Raw genomic sequence first — 16,252 nt, forward strand, 5'->3', positions numbered from 1 at the left:
GCGGTGTCGCCCGGCCCGGTGGTGCTGCTGTTTTCGTCCATGTGTTCACTTTACCTATACCCACCTACAATTACTATGTGTGATCATACGAATTCCTCTGACGCATCGCAGCCCACTCCTCGCCGCAACAAGCCCCGCCGCACCTCTTGACCTCAATAATGATTGAGGTCTTACGGTGTTCCCGGCCTGCGGAGCGGTCTCCGCGGGGCAACGCACTGTGCCGTCCGCACACGGTGCTTCGGAGCAGGGACAAGTAAGGAGGGCATCTGTGCAGACCCCAGTGGTCAACCGGTCGCAGCGCACCAGCAGTGGCGTGACCCTTGCCGTCGTGCTGTTAGGGGTACTCGTCGTGGCGATGTCCATCGCGGGCACCGCCATCGCGGTCCCTGAGATAGGCGCCGAACTCGACGCGTCGGGCGCGCCGCTCCAATGGGTCGTCGCGGCCTACAACCTGACGTTCGCCGCCTTCACTCTGGTGTTCGGTTCGCTGGGCGACCTGTTCGGGCGGCGCAGGACGTTCGTCACCGGCGTCGTGCTGTTCACGGCGGGTTCGCTGGCGAGTGCCGTGGTCACCGACATCTGGTTGCTGGACGCCGCGCGCGCCCTCGCCGGGATCGGCGGCGCCGCGGTGATGGCCTGCGGAGGAGCGATCCTGGCCAGCACCTTCGACGGGCCGGCCCGCATGCGGGCGTTCGCGGCGATGGGCACGATGGCGGGCGTCGGCATCGCGATCGGACCGTTCCTGTCCGGCTGGCTGGTCGCCCTGCTCGGCTGGCGCGTCAGCTTCCTCGTCTACGTCGCCGCGGGCGTCGCGGCCCTGATCGGCACCCTGTTCGTCGCCGAATCGACCTCGGGCGAGCGGCCGAGGATCGACTGGGCCGGCATGGTCGCCTTCGTCGCCGGGCTGTCCCTCGTGATGTTCGCGATCATGGAGGGTCCCGAGGCGGGATGGGGCGCCCCTGCGGTCCTCGCGGCCCTCGGCGGCGGTGCGGTGCTGCTGGTGGTGTTCGCGATCATCGAGTCGCGCGTCGCGCAACCCGTCCTCGACCTCTCGCTCGTGCGCAACCGCCGCTTCATGGCCTGGTGCCTGGGCACGCTCACGACCTCGGTGGGTTTCCTCGGGGTCCTGGTCTTCCTGCCGACCTACCTGCAAGGCGTCAACGGAGCGTCGGCCGGCACCGCCGGCCTCGTCATGCTGATGCTCACCGCTCCTGTGCTGATCGCGCCCCTGATCGGCGGCCGACTGGTGAACAAGGGCGTCTCGCCCCGCCTGCTGATCACCCTGGCCCTGCTGCTCGTCACCGCCGGGAACGCCTGGCTCACCGTGCTGCACCCCGGCATTGGAGCGGCGGCCCTGCTCGGTCCGCTGCTGGCGATCGGACTGGGCATGGGGCTGTCCTTCGGCATCACCGACGGCCAGGCGATGGACATCGTGGAACCCGGCCGGGTGGGCATGGCCGCGGGCTTCCTCAACACGGTCCGCGGCGGCGCCGAAGCCCTGGTGATCGCGATCTTCGGGTCGGTCCTGCTGACCCTGACCCTGGCCCGGCTCGGTTCTGGCGGGTTGGCCGCCCAGGTGGCGGCGGGCGACCTCAGCGGTGGCGACCGCGAGTTCCTGGCCGCCCAGTTCACCGACGCGTGGCAGGCGACCCAATGGGGCGTGGCCGCGCTCTGCCTGGCGGCGACGATCATCGTCTGGTCGCTGCTCGCACCGGGAGGGGCGCGGCGGCCGGGGCCCCGGCTCGGCGAAGCGCGCGAGGAACGTGCGGGAAGCGAAGCCTGACCGTTCGGGACATAGCGGTCGGGACCGGGCGGTCGGGACAGGGCGGACGGGGCCTCAGGAGCCGCCGCGGTGCAAGTACGCCGCGAGCGTGTCCGCGACGCCGCGGCGTTCACTGCGGACCGCCCGCCCGAGCCAGCGAGCGGACTCCGCACGGTCGCCGCGCCGCTCGTACATCCGCACCAGGTCGTATCCCGCGTGGACGTGGCCGGACCGTGCGGCGTCGCGCAGCCACTGCTCGGCGTCCGCGGTCTCGCCGCGCTCGCGGCACACCCGCGCGAGGCCGTACATGCCCTGGGCGTCCCCGCCGTCCGCTGCCGCGCGGAACCACTCGGCGGCGCCGTCGAGGCCGCCGCCCGGGTCTCGGCGCATCAGCAGCCCGGCCAGGGCGACCATCGCGCCGGTGTGCCCGGCGGAGGCGGCGGCGCGGTACCAGTGCTCCGCCGCGGCCTCCGCGGCCGCCCATGCCTCCGCCTGCCGTTCCGGACCGTCGAAGATCGTCAGCATGCTCGCGCGGCCGACCAGCGCCGCGAGTTCGAACATCGCCTGCACGTGTCCCGCCTCGGCGGCCCTGCGCATCCAGTACTCCGTGCTGACCCGGTCCATGACCGCGTTCGCCGGAACCGTGCGCGGCGCGGCCGCCCGCCCCCGGAAGCTCCGCGCGATGCGGTACAGCGCGTCGCCGCTCTCGGCGACGTCGGTCCTGCCGAACCACTCGGCCGCGCCTTCGTAGTCGCCGCGCTCCTCCAGCAGGACCCCGAGGCTGTTCATCGCGCGGCTCTCGCCCTGCTCCGCGAGGGGGAGCCACGCCGCTTCCGCGATCTCCGGCAGCCCCGCGTCGCGGGCGGTGCGGCCGATCAGCCACCGCTCCTCGCCGGTGGCGTGGTCGAGGGCCCGCCGCCACACGTGCTCGGGCACCTCGGTGGTGTGGTCGGCGTCGACCAGGTAGTCGAACGCGCGCCAGGTCGACTGCTCCAGGTCGCACGGGACGAGCAGGCTGGTCACCCCGAGCCGCTGCCCGGTCGCCCACGCCCACGCTTCCGCGAGTCCTTCGGGGCGCAGGAGGACGGCGTCTGCGAGGTAGCCGGCGTGCACCTCGTCGAGCAGTGTCCGGGGAACGGGTGAGCTGAGTCCCGTGCGGGCGAGATCGGTCGCCGCGGCGACCAGGGCGTGCCCGCGGGGGTTGCCGTCGTCGGCGGTAGGACGGCGGGCGCCCCGCCACTCGTCGAGCAGCTCCGGGCCCGCGGCGAGGTACTCGGTGGGGCCGAAGTCGCCGTGGTGCGCGTACGCCTCCGCCAACCGGCCGTCGGCCTCGGCGGCGGCAACGGAGCGGAGCCGCCGGAGTTCCGCCGCCGACCAGGTCCGCTCCAGGTGGACGGGGTCGGCCGCGTTCAGGACCCGCATGCCGATCATCCGCTCGTCGCGGCGACCGGCGCCCTGCCCGTCCGGTCCGTCGGAGCCGCGGAGTTCGGAGCGCAGCCGCCGGTAGACCTTGGTGCGCATGGTGGCGACGATGGGGACGCGGGCGCGGACGAGCCAGCTGACGAGCTCCGGCCCGAGCCCGCCCGGCCGAAGATGGCCTTCCATGTTGTCGAGCCACAGCATCCAGCGGGTGGTGTCGGTGTCCACCAGTTCGGGGAGCCGGTGCAGGTCCGATCCCGGATCAGGAGAGAGGACCCGGTGCCGGGGCAGGGCGCCCCTGACGGCCTCCAGCGCCGCCCGGGTCTTGCCCGCCGTCGACGGGCCGACGACCAGGACCAGTCCGCCGTCCGCAGCGGCCGCGGCGACGCGCCCGCGGAGCTCGTCGTCGCGGTCGCGCGCCACGTAGGGCGGCAGGGCGCCGCTGCCGCCGCTGTGGCGCGCGCGGTGGACGCCCGCGGCGAACGGCGCGAACTCCCCGGTCAACGGCAGGTCGGCGAGTGAGCGCAGCAGGCGGGCGGCGTCGCCCGGCGCGGCGAGGTGGATGTCGCCCACCGACCCGGCCATGACGGCGGTGCCGGACACGTCGCGTGCGGTGTTGCGGGTGGGCCTTCGGGCGGGACTGCGGGCGGGGTTGTGGGTGGTTTCGCCGGCGCTGTCGTGGGGGGTGTCGTGGGTGCGGTTGCGGGCGGGGTTGCGGCCGCCATCTCGGGACTGTTCGGGCCACTGCTCCATGGGCCGCCTCTCACCGCCCCCGCTGCGCGGGGCGCCGTGCGCGCGCCGACCGGGCCCGCTGCCGCCCGCTCACCATTCGTCCTCGAACCACCCAAGGGGGGCCGGGACGGACGGCAGCTGCTCCGGGTCGACGTGCCCGTGCGGCGTGCACGCGCGGAACGGCCCGGTCTTCGACAGGAGGGCCGCCAGGTGGGGATCGAGGTGGTCGCGGTACCACACGGACATCCCGGTGCCCGGCTCCCAGCGCAGCACCTCCCAGGAATGCCAGAGCGCGTGGAACCTCGAGACGGCCTCCGAATGGCGCCACCACTCGGCGCACCACCGGTACTCGCCGCCGGTGGGGCGGCAGTACATCGGAATGAACCGGTAGACGACGAACTCCTGGACGTTCTTGAAGACCGGTTCCGGCGCCTCCTCGGCCGGGGCCTCAGGGGGCGGCGGTTCATCGGCGGTTCGTCCCATGCGTCGCCTCGTCTCCCTTCCTCGCCCCGCATCCTGCCACGCGCAAGAAAGCGGAGGGCGGGCGCCCGGAACCGCACCGCGTCCACGGGGGCAGGGCGCGGCGGCCCGGAGCCGACGGGACGGCGGCACGGGCGGCACCCGGAGTCAGTCCGCGGCCGCTCCCCCGCCGGACTCGCGGCACCGGGTGCCCGTCGGGAGGCTCCGCCCGGCGCGGCCCGGCGCGGCCCGGCGTCAACCGCCCACCGGCCCACTGGGATGATTCCGGCATGGCCACCTACGTACTGATCCCCGGCGCCGGATGCGGTCCCTGGCACTGGCACCTGCTGGTGCCCCAACTGCGGGCGCGCGGGCACGACGTGGTGACGGTCGAGCTGCCCTGCAACGACGACGCGGCGGGGCTCGGCGACTATACCGACGCCGTCGTCGACGCCATCGGCGACCGAACCGACCTCGTCGTCGTCGCCCACTCGCTCGCGGGCTTCACCGGCCCGCTGGTGTGCGAGCGCCTCCCGGCGGACCTGCTCGTACTGCTGACCGCCATGGTCCCCGCTTCGGGCGAGCCGCCGGGCGAGTGGTGGGACGCCACCGGGTTCGAGGCGGCGCGGCGCGTCCAGGCCGAGCGCGACGGCGCCGCACCGGAGGGCGACAGGGAGGTCTACTTCCACGACCTCCCCGCTGATCTCGCCGCCGAGGCGGAGACGCGCTGGCGCGGCCAGTCGGGCACGCCGATGGCCCTGCCGTGGCCACTGCCCGCCTGGCCGCGGGTCGCCACCCGGTTCCTGCTCTGCCGCGACGACCGCTTCTTCCCCGAGGACTTCATGCGCCGCCTCGCGCGGGACCGCCTGGGGATCGCCGCCGACGCGATGGCGGGCGGCCACTTCCCCATGCTCTCCCGGCCGAAGGACCTCGCCGAGCGCCTGGAGGAATACCGCCTGGGCACGTGAGAGGGACGGGACCGCGCTGCCGCCTGCCGTCCGCCCTGCCGCAGGGCCCCGCTTGACGCCCGCGTCACGCGATCCGGCCAAGGAACCCCCGGTCCTGGCCCGGCCATCGCCCCCGCGCCGTCGCGCCGCGCGGCGGCCGCGGCCTCGGCCAGGCCCGCGCCGGGCCCCGGCTCCGCCGGACTAGGCTCCGGGCCATGCCGCCGAACACGGTTCCGCCCATCGCCTTCGAGTTCCGCCGTCTCGCAGATCCCGGCGCATACCCGGACCTGGCACTGCGCCTCGGCGCCGCCCGGTACACGGCCGACACCTACTACTTCGCCCCCGACGGCGGGTCCCCGGTCCCCGAGTCGATCGGCGGACGCCTTGCGCTGCTGCTCGACCAGTGGCTGGAACTGCTCGCCATGCTGCGGGACGGCGACGCGGTGCACCTCCCGTTCGACTTCTCCGACCAGTCCACGGGCTGGCTGCGCGTCACGCTTTTCGAGGACGACGAAGTGCTGGTGGAGGCCGGCTGGAGCCGCATCGAGGGCTGGCGCTGTCGACCCTGGGACATCAGCGGGACGGCCGCCGGGATCCGCGACTTCACTCCGAACCCGAATGCCTCGACCACCGGTACTCTGACCGCTCTGCGCGCGGCGATCGGACGCGACAGGGACGCGTTCGCGGCCCTCTGACCGCGCCCGCGGCGCCGGGATCCCGCCCGGGAAGACCGCGGGCCGCCCCGGCCGGTGGGCGGGGCGGCCCTTGTGCGTTCGGCGCGTGCTACTGGGCGATGAGCTGCCGCAGCACGTACTGGAGGATGCCGCCGTTGCGGTAGTAGTCCGCCTCGCCGGGTGTGTCGATGCGGACCACGGCGTCGAACTCGACACCGGTGTCGGTGGACACCTTGACCGTCGCCGGGATGCCGCCGTCGTTCAGGGCGGTGACCCCGGTGATGGCGAACGTCTCCGACCCCGTGAGGCCGAGGGTGTCGGCCGACTGCCCCTCGGGGAACTGCAAGGGCAGGACGCCCATCCCGATGAGGTTGGAGCGGTGGATGCGCTCGTAGGACTCCGTGATGACCGCGCGCACGCCCAGCAGGCTGGTGCCCTTGGCGGCCCAGTCGCGGGACGAGCCGGAGCCGTACTCCTTGCCGCCGAGGACGACCAGCGGGGTGCCCTGCGCGGCGTAGTTCTGCGCGGCGTCGTAGATGAACGCGACCGGCGCGCCGTCCTGGGTGAAGTCGCGCGTGTAGCCGCCTTCGGTGCCGGGCGCGATCTGGTTGCGGAGCCGGATGTTGGCGAACGTGCCGCGGATCATCACCTCGTGGTTGCCGCGCCGGGACCCGTAGGAGTTGAAGTCCCTGCGCTCGATCCCGTGTTCCTTGAGGTACTGGCCGGCGGGGCTGTCGAGCTTGATGGCGCCGGCCGGCGAGATGTGGTCGGTGGTGACCGAGTCGCCGAGTTTCGCCAGGACGCGGGCGCCGGAGATGTCGGTGACGGGCTCCGGGCTCGCGGCCATGCCGTCGAAGTACGGAGGCTTGCGCACGTACGTGGAGTCGGTGTCCCACTCGAAGGTGTTGCCGGTGGGGGTCGGCAGCGAGCGCCAGCGCTCGTCGCCGGCGAACACGTCGGAGTACGCCTGCTCGTACATGTCCGAGGCGATCGCGGTGTCCATGACCTCCTGGATCTCCTCGGGCGTCGGCCAGATGTCGGCCAGGTGCACCGGTTGGCCGTCGGATCCGGTGCCGAGCGGCTCGGTGGTGATGTCGACGTCCATGGACCCGGCCAGCGCGTAGGCCACGACGAGCGGCGGCGACGCCAGGTAGTTCATCTTGACGTCGGGGTTGATCCGGCCCTCGAAGTTGCGGTTGCCCGACAGGACGGCGGTGACCGCGAGGTCGTGGTCGTTGACGGCCTTGGAGACCTCCTCCGGCAGCGGGCCGGAGTTGCCGATGCAGGTGGTGCAGCCGTACCCGACGAGGTTGAAGCCGAGCTTGTCCAGGTAGGGCGTGAGCCCGGAGCGATCGTAGTAGTCGGTGACGACCTTGGAGCCGGGCGCCATCGAGGTCTTCACCCACGGCTTGCTGGTGAGCCCCTTCTCGACGGCCTTCTTGGCGAGCAGGGCCGCGCCGAGCATCACCGAGGGGTTCGAGGTGTTGGTGCAGGAGGTGATCGCCGCGATCACCACGGCGCCGTGGTCGACCTCGGTCTCGGTGCCGTCGGCGAGGGTGATCGTGACCGGGTTGCGCGGGCGGCGGCCCAGCGCGTCGGTGGCGTGTCCGGCGGCCGCGCCGCCGTTGCCGTTGCCGTCGCCCGAGTACGCCGGGGAGTCCGAGGCGGGGAACGACTCGTCGTTCGCCTCGTCCAGCCCGTGGGAGAGGCCGTCGTCGTGGACGTAGTCCTTGACGTTCTTGCGCCAGGTCGGCTTCGCCGCGGTCAGCGCGATGCGGTCCTGGGGGCGCTTGGGCCCGGCGATGGACGGCACGACGTCGGCGAGGTCGAGTTCGATGTACTCGGAGAACTCCGGCTCGGTCGACGGGTCGTGCCAGAGGCCCTGCTCCTTGGCGTACGCCTCGACGAGCGCGGTGTGCTCCTCGGTGCGCCCGGTGAGCCGCATGTACCGGATGGTCTCGTCGTCGATCGGGAAGATCGCGGCGGTGGAGCCGAACTCGGGGCTCATGTTGCCGATGGTGGCCCGGTTCGCGAGCGGGACGGCGGCGACGCCGTCGCCGTAGAACTCGACGAACTTGCCGACCACGCCGTGGTCGCGGAGCATCTCGGTGACGGTCAGCACCAGGTCGGTGGCCGTGGTACCGGGGTTCAGCGCGCCCGTGAGCTTGAATCCGAGGACGCGCGGGATGAGCATCGAGATGGGCTGGCCGAGCATCGCGGCCTCGGCCTCGATGCCGCCCACGCCCCAGCCGAGGATCCCGAGCCCGTTCTGCATGGTGGTGTGGGAGTCGGTGCCCACGCAGGTGTCGGGGTAGGCCTGGCCGCCGCGGGTCATGGTGACCCGGGCCAGGTGCTCGATGTTCGCCTGGTGGACGATGCCGGTGCCGGGCGGGACGACCTTGAACTCGTCGAAGGCGGTCTGGCCCCAGCGCAGGAACTGGTAGCGCTCGCGGTTGCGCTGGTACTCGATCTCGACGTTGCGCTCGAAGGCGTCGGGGCTGCCGAACACGTCGACGATCACCGAGTGGTCGATGACCAGTTCGGCGGGTGCCAGCGGGTTGATCTTGGCCGGGTCGCCGCCGAGGTCGTTGACCGCCTCGCGCATTGTCGCGAGGTCGACGACGCAGGGGACGCCGGTGAAGTCCTGCATGATCACCCGCGCGGGGGTGAACTGGATCTCTTGGTGCGGCTGGGCGCTGGGGTCCCAGCCGCCCAGGGCGCGGATGTGCTCGGCGGTGACGTTCGCGCCGTCCTCGGTGCGCAGGAGGTTCTCCAGCAACACCTTCAGGCTGTAGGGAAGACGCTCGGAGCCGTCGACGGCGTCCAAGCGGAAGATCTCATACGATTCGTCGCCAACGCGGAGCGTGTCACGGCTGCCGAAGCTGTTCGCGGACACGGATATGCCTCCTGATCTCGCCACTTTCTCCCGGCATCCTGCCCTAGGGGCGGGCCGGGATCGCCACTGAGGCCGCCCTTACCTGCGGGAACCGGCCCGGCCGCGGCCGGAGCGGTGCCCGTCGTGCCGCAGCGGGCGGGGTCGCTCCCCCGGACCCGGCGGCCGCTCGTACAGCGGGGCCGTCGGCACCATCATCGCAGGCGCGGCGCTGCAACGGACGACGCCACGTGGGCCGGCGGTTCGGTGACCCGTTCAATTATCTCGACGTCAAGCTATCGAAAAAGTATCTCGATATCAAGTTATATGCCGGGTATGCGGGAGTGGGACACTCTGTTTCGCACATCGGAACCGGGGTACCGCGCGCAGCGTCCTACCCCGGTCAGCCCGCGGCAGGCAGGCCCCCGTGCCACTCCCCCGGCAGCCGCGTCACAACGCACACCAGGAAATCAGAGGCACCCAACGACATGAACATGATCCGAGCCGTCCTCTGCGTGCTCGTGGGTATCGGGATGTTGATCATCGGCATCGCCACAATGGGCGAGACCGAGGTGAAATGCGGCAGCGAGGTCATGCAGCCGGGCGACATCTGCGAGGAGACCCGGCGGGGGAACACCACCGAACGCACCTATGAGGAGCAGGCCGAGTCGAACACCACGACCTCCTGGGTGATGATCGGGCTCAGCCCGATCATGGTCGTCGGCGGCGTGGTCTGGGCGCTCTCCGGCCGCCGCAAGAACCGCCCGGCCATGGCGCAGGCGCCGCAGTTCCCGCAGCCCGGCCCGCCCCAGCAGCAGGGCTACGGGCAGCAGTACCCGCAGTCGGGCCCGCAGCAGGGCTACGGGCAGCACGCCTACCCGCAGGGCCCCCCGCCCCAGAGCTACGGCCAACAGGGCCACGGACAGCAGGGGTACGGGCAGCAGGGGTACGGCCAGCAGCAACCGCCGCCCCAGGGCTACGGGCAGCAGCAACCGCCGCCGCAGGGCTACGGCCCCTACCCGCCGCAGCAGCCGTACCGCTGACCCGCGGCGGTCCCCGCTCATGACGACGGCGCCCGTCGCAGGACGGGCGCCGTCGTCATGTCCATCGTCGTGTTCCGCCACCGTGTCCGCCGCACGGCGGCACTGCGGCGCCGCTCAGCCGAGCTGCGGGACGACCTCGGCCGCGATCAGCTCCAGGTGGTCGAGGTCGCTCTGGTCGAGGACCTGGAGGTAGACGCGCTGGGCGCCGATCGCCGCGAACCGGCCGAGCTTCTCGACGACCTCGGCCGGGGTGCCGGCGAGGCCGTTCTCCCGCAGCTCCTCGGGCTTGCGGCCGATCGCCTCGGCGCGGCGGGCGATCTCGGCGTCGTCGCGGCCGCAGCACACCACCTGCGCCGCCGAGTACACCATGGGCCTGGACCGCCCCGACGCCTCGACGGCCAGCCGGGTGCGCTCGAACGCCGCCTCGGTGTCCTCGATCCCGTTGAACGGGACGTTGTACTCGTCGGCGTGCGCCGCCGCCAGCCGGGGCGTGCGCTTGACCCCCACCCCGCCGATGAGCACCGGCGGCCGCGGGGCCTGGTGCGGTTTGGGCAGCGCGGGGCTGTCGGTCAGCCGGAAGTGCCGCCCCTCGTAGCGGAACGTCTCGCCGACCGGGGTCTCCCACAGGCCCGTGATGACGTCGAGCTGCTCCTCGTAGCGGTCGAACCGCTCGCGGGCCGACGCGGCGAAGGGGATGCCGTAGGCGTTGTGCTCCTCCTCATACCAGCCCGCGCCGAAGCCGAACTCCACGCGCCCGCCGCTCATCCGGTCGACCTGGGCGACCGAGATCGCAAGCGGCCCGGGGTGCCGGAAGGTCGCCGCGGTCATCAGCGTGCCCAACCGGATGCGGGAGGTCTCGCGTGCGAGCCCGGCAAGGGTGATCCAGGCGTCGGTGGGCCCGGGCAGGCCGTCGGCGTCACCCATCCGCAGGTAGTGGTCCGACCGGAAAAAGGCGTCGAAGCCGAGGTCCTCGGCGGCCCTGGCGACCGCGAGCTGGGTGTCGTAGCTGGCACCCTGCTGCGGCTCGGTGAAGATCCTCAATCGCATGCGACCCATTGTTCTCCCTTTTCCCGATTCGCGGAAATCGCCAGGCGGTGTCCGGGTTCGACGGTGCCCGCCGCCGAACGGTTGCGCCCCCACGCGCCAAGTGTCTCGCGCGGCGGCACCCCCTGACCGGCGAATCGACCGGCAACCGACCCGCGAACACTCGTGCTCGCCGGTGCGGCGTCCCTGGTGGGCGGCGCTACTGCTCGCGGACGAGCACCGCGAGGCACTCGATGTGGTGGGTCATGGGGAAGGCGTCGAAGGCGCGGATGGTGTCGAGGCGGTAGCCGCGCGCGGCGAACGTCGCGAGGTCGCGGGCCAGGGTCGCCGGGTCGCAGGACACGTAGGCGATGCGGCGCGGGCGCAGCGCCACCAGAGCCTGGACGACGGCCTTGCCCGCTCCGGCGCGGGGCGGGTCGAGCACGGCGATGTCGGCGCGCAGGCTCGACCATTCGCGGAGCTGGGAGGCGACGTCGCCCTTCTCGATGCGGGCGTGTTCGAGGTCGCGCAGGTTGTGCTGGGCGTCGCGCACCGCCTCGGCCTGCCCCTCGACACCGAGGACCCGGCCCTCGGCGCCGACGGCCTCGCCCAGCGCGCCGGCGAACAGCCCGGCGCCGCAGTAGAGGTCGAGCGCGGTCTCGCCCGGTTTGGGTTCGAGCGCCGCCATGACCGCCTCGGTGAGGGTCTCCGCCGCGGCCGGGTGCCCCTGCCAGAAGCCGCCGGCGCTCACCCGCCACTCGCGGCCCCCGACGTTCTCGCGGATGCCGCGGCGGCCCTTGATGGGCTGGGTGCGCCCGCCCTTGAAGCGGCGCAGCACCGCCGACGACGCCTTCGGCTCGGGCAGCGGGGGGAGTTTCGCGCCGCGCGGGGTGACGATGACCGCGGTGTCGGCGGTGCTGGCCGAGGTGACCGCCTCGACCTCGGCGAAGGAGTCCCAGTCCAGCTGCGGCACGCCCAGCCGGTTGACCTCGGCGTGGCCGATGGGGCACTGGTCGATGAGCTGGAGTTCGTGGGAGCGGTGCTTGCGCAGGCCGGCGTTGCCCTCGTGGTCGACGGCGAACCGGACCCGGGTGCGCCAGCCGAGGCCGTCGGGGTGCCCGGGCAGCTCCTCGACCTCGATGTCGCGTTCGATGCCCGCGATGCGGCGCAGCTGCTCGGCGACGACCTGCGCCTTGATGCGGCGCTGCTCGGGCAGCGACGCGTGCTGCCAGTCGCACCCGCCGCACTTGCCGGGGCCCGCGAACGGGCAGGGCGGCTCGACGCGCTCGGGGGACGCCTCGATGACCTCGACCGCGTCGGCCCGCAGGAACCGCTTGGTCTCCTCGGTGACGACGACCCGGACCCGCTCGCCCGGCAGGCCGTGGCGGACGAAGACGACCTGCTCGTCGTGGCGGCCAACGGACCAACCGCCGTGCGCCACCCCGTCGAGCACCAGTTCAAGGTGGTTACCGACACGGCTCATGGGTGAAGACCTCCGACACGGCGTTGGGGTTCGGCGGGGTGACCCCTGCTCAGCCACCGCCTGACTGGGCCAACTGTAGTCGTCTCGGAACACGCACCGGACCCGTCCCGTCCGCCCCGGCCCGGCCCGCCGACGCGCGGCGCGTCGCGGCCCGGTCCGCGCGGACGGGTGCGCGCATGATTGGCTTGACCCGCGGAGCGACAACACGGAGCAACGCTGCGCAGGCACAGACATGCCCTCGGTGAACCGGGAATTGGGGTTTCGACCGTGCACATCGTCATTCTCGGCTGCGGCCGGGTCGGCGCCAGGCTCGCCCACATGGTGGAGGACCTGGGCCACACCGTCGCGGTGATCGACCGCGACCCCGAGGCGTTCCGGCGGCTCCGGTCGAGCACCGCGAAGTCGGCCGTCGAGGGCACGGGCCACGACCGCGACGCGCTCCTGCACGCCGGCATCTCCAACGCCGACGCGTTCGCCGCCGTCAGCAGCGGCGACAACTCCAACATCATCGCGGCGCGGGTGGCCCGCGAGGACTTCGGCGTCCGGCAGGTGGTCGCCCGTATCTACGATCCGCGGCGCGCCGAGGTGTACCAGCGGCTCGGCATCCCCACGGTCGGAACGGTGCGCTGGACCGCCGACACCATCTGGCGGCGGCTGTTCCCCGCCGACGAGGGCGGCGAGCCGACCGGCGCGCCCGAGTGGCGCGACGCCGCCGGCTCCCCGGTGCTCGTCGGCACCGCCGTCCACGACAACTGGGCGGGGACCAGCGTCGACCGGATCGAGACCGAGTTGAACGTCCGGGTGGGATTCCTCACCCGCGACGGCCACAATGTGCTGGCCAGGGGCGCCGAGCCGCTGCGCGAGGACGACGTGCTGCACCTGCTCGCGCACGACGCCGACGCGGCGGCGGCGATCGCGCGGCTGCACAGCGGTGCGACCGAGAGCGAGGAGGACGCATGATGCGGGTCGCCATCGCCGGGGCCGGCGGCGTGGGCCGCTCCATCGCCGCCGAGCTGATCGGCAACGGGCACGAGGTCCTGCTCATCGACAGGGAGACGCGCGCGATCGCAGTCGACGACCTGCCCGAGGCGGACTGGCTGCTCGCCGACGCCTGCGAGCTCGCCTCCCTTGAGGACGCCCGCCTCGCCGACTTCGAGACGGTCGTCGCCGCGACGGGCGACGACAAGGTGAACCTTGTGGTCGCGCTGCTCGCGAAGGAGGAGTTCGGGGTCGCCCGGACCGTCGCGCGGATCAACGATCCCCGCAATGAGTGGCTGTTCACCGAGGCGTGGGGGGTCGACGTCGCGGTGTCGCCGCCGCGGCTCATCGCGTCCCTGGTCGACGACACGGCGGGCGGCGCGGTGGGGAGCACGTCGCTGCCGGAGGCCGACCTGCTGGAGTTCGCGCTCGACCAGGGCGGCCGCCAGATCGGCCGCAGGCTCGCCGACCTCGCGGCCGAGCTGCCCCCGGGTGTGGTCCCGGTGGCGGTGGTGCGCGCGGGGCGGGCCGGCGCCCCGCAGCCCGACACCGTCCTCCAGGTCGGCGACGACCTGGTCCTGCTGGCGACCGGCGACCAGGTGGACGACCTGTCGGCCATCCTCTGAGCGGCGTCCGGGCAGTGGGGCGGTTGGCTACCGCCCGTCCTGCCCTCCCGGCGCCTCTCCCTGATCCTGCCCGTCGGCGAGGACCCGCAGCGCATCGGTGATCTGCGCGCCGGACGGCAGGGAGGACGGATCGACCAGCGACTGCACCAGCAGGCCGACGACCAGGGCGGACACCACGGACCCCAGACCCTGGGCGTCCTCGGGGCCGATGTCCGCCGCGTCTCGGCCGAGGACCAGGGCCGCCAGTTCCGTGCGCGTCTCCTCGGTGGCCGCGACCACCGGCGCCCGGATGTCGTCGGAGAATTCGAGCTGGGCGTACGCCTGCAAGCTCGTCAGGACCAGTTCGCGCTGCTGCGGAAGCGCCGCGAGGAGCTCGTCGAGCGCGATGCGCAGCCGCTGCGGCGTATCGGCCTCGCCCGCGGCGCGCACCACCTCCCCGATGACGTCGCCCCACTCCCCCTGGGCTTCGAGGGCCGCCATGTTCATCAGGGCGTCCTTGGAACCGAAGTGGTAGCCGATCGACGCCAGGTGCGCCCCTGACGCCTTGGCGATGTCGCGCGCCGTCGTGCGGTGGTACCCCTTCTCGACAAGGCATCTCCTGGCCCCGGCGAGCAGGTCTTCGCGTTGGCTCATGGGCGGCAGCCTAGCATTTTTACGGACGTACGTTTTGACATGTCGATTATGACGTACGTACGATCGCGGCATGTCGATCGAATCCCCACCCCGTGCCACCGCCCGCACCTGGTGCGGCCTGCTCGTGCTCCTGCTGCCCGCCCTGCTGGTCTCGATGGACATCTCGGTGCTGTTCGTCGCGGCACCGGCCATCACCGAGGCGCTCCAGCCCACATCCACCCAGTGGCTGTGGGCGATGGACATCTACGGCTTCGTCATGGCGGCGCTGCTGATCACCATGGGCGCCCTCGGCGACCGCATCGGCCGCAGGAGGCTGCTGCTCATCGGCTCGGTGCTGTTCGGCGCCGCCTCGGCGGCCCTCGCCTTCGCCTCCGGCCCGGAGCAGCTCATCATCGCGCGTGCCGTGCTGGGCATCGGCGCCGCGACCCTCGCACCCTCCACACTGTCCCTCGTCCGGGAGATGTTCGCCGACGAAGACCAGCGACGGACCGCCGTGGGCGCGTGGACGATCGCGTTCTCCGGCGGGTCGGTGGTGGGGCCCATCATCGGCGGTGTCCTGCTGGAGTACTTCTGGTGGGGCTCGGTGTTCCTGATCAACATCCCCGTCATGCTGATCCTCCTCGTCGCCGTCCCGTTCCTCATCCCCGAGTCGCGGCGGCCGGAACGGAGCTCCTTCGACATCCCCGGCGCCGCCCTCTCGCTCGCAGCGGTCCTGGGCGTCATCTACGCCATGAAGCACGCCGCCGAACACGGGATCGGCACCGTCGCGGTCGGCGTACTGCTGCTCGGCCTCGCCGCGGCGGTCGCGTTCGCCGTCCGGCAGCAGCGCGCCCCCCATCCGCTGATCGACATCGGACTGTTCCGCGTCCCCGCCTTCTCCGCCTCCATCGGCGCGCAGGTCGTCGTCATGATGGCGCTCTCGGGGCTGGGCGTCCTCGCGTTCACGTTCATGCAGACCGTGCACGGGCTCAGCCCGCTGGAGTCCGCCCTGTGGGCCCTGCCGACCTTCGCCGGCACCATACTGGGCGCCACAACGGCGTCACTCCTCGCTCCGCGGCTGCCCGGGATTCCGCTGCTGGCCGCCGGGCTGCTCGTCGCGGCCGCCGGCTTCGCACTGGTCGCCTCGGTCGGCCCCGGGACGGAGCTGTGGATGTTCATCGCCGGCTACGTGGTGCTCACCTTCGGGGCCGGGATCAGCGCAACGATGGCGGGATCCCTGGTGCTCACCGCCGCGCCGCCGGAGCGCGCGGGGACGGTGGCGGGCACCTCCGAGGCCGGTATGGAACTCGGCGGGTCGCTCGGTATCGCCATCTTCGGCACCGTGACGAGCGCGGCCTACCAGTCGGGGATCGCGGCGACCGCCCCGCCCGGGACGGAACCCGGCGCGCTGGAGACCGTGGCCGGCGCCGTCGCCGCGGCGCGGCGGGCAGCCGACCCCGCCGCGCTGCTCGACGCCGCCTTCGGCGCCTACACCGACGGGGTCACCAACGCGGCGCTCCTCGGCGCCGCCCTGATCGCCGCGGCGGCCACCGCCATAGCCGTATGGGGGCGGCGGCCCGCCCGGCGGGACCCGTAAGGGGTGTGCGCCGGTCCACCGGACC

Annotated in this window: 13 protein-coding genes; 7 read left to right on the forward strand and 6 right to left on the reverse strand. The window is 72.7% G+C overall.

Translation table 11 applies throughout. The annotated features are described in order from the left end of the window. The first annotated feature begins 268 nt into the window (after positions 1 to 268). Complete coding sequence (locus CLV63_RS31570) at positions 269 to 1,783, forward strand: MFS transporter (protein WP_245929255.1); 1,515 nt, start codon at positions 269 to 271, stop codon at positions 1,781 to 1,783. 54 nt (positions 1,784 to 1,837) lie between these two features. On the opposite strand, the gene CLV63_RS31575 is transcribed toward CLV63_RS31570, so the two are convergent. Together CLV63_RS31575 and CLV63_RS31580 are read right to left on the reverse strand one after the other, a co-directional pair. After that, positions 1,838 to 3,934 carry a sel1 repeat family protein gene (locus tag CLV63_RS31575; protein WP_106586915.1) on the reverse strand — a complete coding sequence of 699 codons (2,097 nt, stop codon included), beginning with the start codon at positions 3,932 to 3,934 and terminating at the stop codon, positions 1,838 to 1,840. Between the two features lie 69 nt (positions 3,935 to 4,003). Continuing rightward, on the reverse strand, positions 4,004 to 4,396 hold the full coding sequence (locus CLV63_RS31580) for a DUF4913 domain-containing protein (RefSeq protein WP_106586916.1): 393 nt from the start codon (positions 4,394 to 4,396) through the stop codon (positions 4,004 to 4,006). A 266-nt stretch (positions 4,397 to 4,662) separates the two neighbouring features. On the opposite strand from CLV63_RS31580, the gene CLV63_RS31585 reads away from it, so the two are divergent. Together CLV63_RS31585 and CLV63_RS31590 are read left to right on the forward strand one after the other, a co-directional pair. Continuing rightward, positions 4,663 to 5,340, forward strand: coding sequence for an alpha/beta hydrolase (locus CLV63_RS31585; RefSeq protein WP_106586917.1), 678 nt, complete (start codon positions 4,663 to 4,665; stop codon positions 5,338 to 5,340). A gap of 194 nt (positions 5,341 to 5,534) precedes the next feature. After that, positions 5,535 to 6,014: a hypothetical protein gene (locus CLV63_RS31590; protein ID WP_106586918.1), complete on the forward strand. Its 480-nt coding sequence runs from the start codon at positions 5,535 to 5,537 to the stop codon at positions 6,012 to 6,014. Positions 6,015 to 6,102: 88 nt separating this feature from the next. Here the strand turns inward: CLV63_RS31590 and CLV63_RS31595 are convergent, their stop codons facing one another. Beyond that, a complete protein-coding gene (locus tag CLV63_RS31595; protein ID WP_106586919.1) occupies positions 6,103 to 8,889 on the reverse strand; it encodes an aconitate hydratase in 2,787 nt (928 codons plus the stop codon). Positions 8,890 to 9,353: 464 nt separating this feature from the next. Between CLV63_RS31595 and CLV63_RS31600 the strand changes: the two genes are divergently transcribed. Then, positions 9,354 to 9,908, forward strand: coding sequence for a hypothetical protein (locus CLV63_RS31600; RefSeq protein ID WP_106586920.1), 555 nt, complete (start codon positions 9,354 to 9,356; stop codon positions 9,906 to 9,908). 114 nt (positions 9,909 to 10,022) lie between these two features. Here CLV63_RS31600 and CLV63_RS31605 read toward each other — a convergent pair whose 3' ends face one another. Both CLV63_RS31605 and CLV63_RS31610 read right to left on the reverse strand, forming a co-directional pair. Beyond that, a complete protein-coding gene (locus CLV63_RS31605; protein WP_106586921.1) occupies positions 10,023 to 10,955 on the reverse strand; it encodes an LLM class F420-dependent oxidoreductase in 933 nt (310 codons plus the stop codon). A 196-nt stretch (positions 10,956 to 11,151) separates the two neighbouring features. Continuing rightward, positions 11,152 to 12,414: a class I SAM-dependent RNA methyltransferase gene (locus CLV63_RS31610; protein WP_106586922.1), complete on the reverse strand. Its 1,263-nt coding sequence runs from the start codon at positions 12,412 to 12,414 to the stop codon at positions 11,152 to 11,154. A gap of 267 nt (positions 12,415 to 12,681) precedes the next feature. On the opposite strand from CLV63_RS31610, the gene CLV63_RS31615 reads away from it, so the two are divergent. Both CLV63_RS31615 and CLV63_RS31620 read left to right on the forward strand, forming a co-directional pair. Continuing rightward, entirely contained in the window at positions 12,682 to 13,374 is a 693-nt protein-coding gene (locus tag CLV63_RS31615; protein ID WP_106586923.1) for a potassium channel family protein, read from the forward strand. Further along, positions 13,374 to 14,018, forward strand: a complete 645-nt coding sequence (locus tag CLV63_RS31620) for a potassium channel family protein (protein WP_106586946.1) — start codon at positions 13,374 to 13,376, stop codon at positions 14,016 to 14,018. The genes CLV63_RS31615 and CLV63_RS31620 overlap by 1 nt, the downstream gene beginning before the upstream one ends. 27 nt (positions 14,019 to 14,045) lie before the next feature. Here the strand turns inward: CLV63_RS31620 and CLV63_RS31625 are convergent, their stop codons facing one another. Then, positions 14,046 to 14,651 (reverse strand): TetR/AcrR family transcriptional regulator, encoded by a 606-nt coding sequence (locus CLV63_RS31625; protein WP_106586924.1) that lies wholly within the window; start codon positions 14,649 to 14,651, stop codon positions 14,046 to 14,048. Between the two features lie 70 nt (positions 14,652 to 14,721). Here CLV63_RS31625 and CLV63_RS31630 point away from each other — a divergent pair, with 70 nt between their 5' ends. Next, positions 14,722 to 16,227 carry an MFS transporter gene (locus CLV63_RS31630; RefSeq protein WP_106586925.1) on the forward strand — a complete coding sequence of 502 codons (1,506 nt, stop codon included), beginning with the start codon at positions 14,722 to 14,724 and terminating at the stop codon, positions 16,225 to 16,227. The last annotated feature ends 25 nt before the right edge of the window (positions 16,228 to 16,252 follow it).

The sequence above is a fragment of the Murinocardiopsis flavida genome, from assembly GCF_003014485.1.
In the GTDB taxonomy this organism is placed as follows: domain Bacteria; phylum Actinomycetota; class Actinomycetes; order Streptosporangiales; family Streptosporangiaceae; genus Murinocardiopsis; species Murinocardiopsis flavida.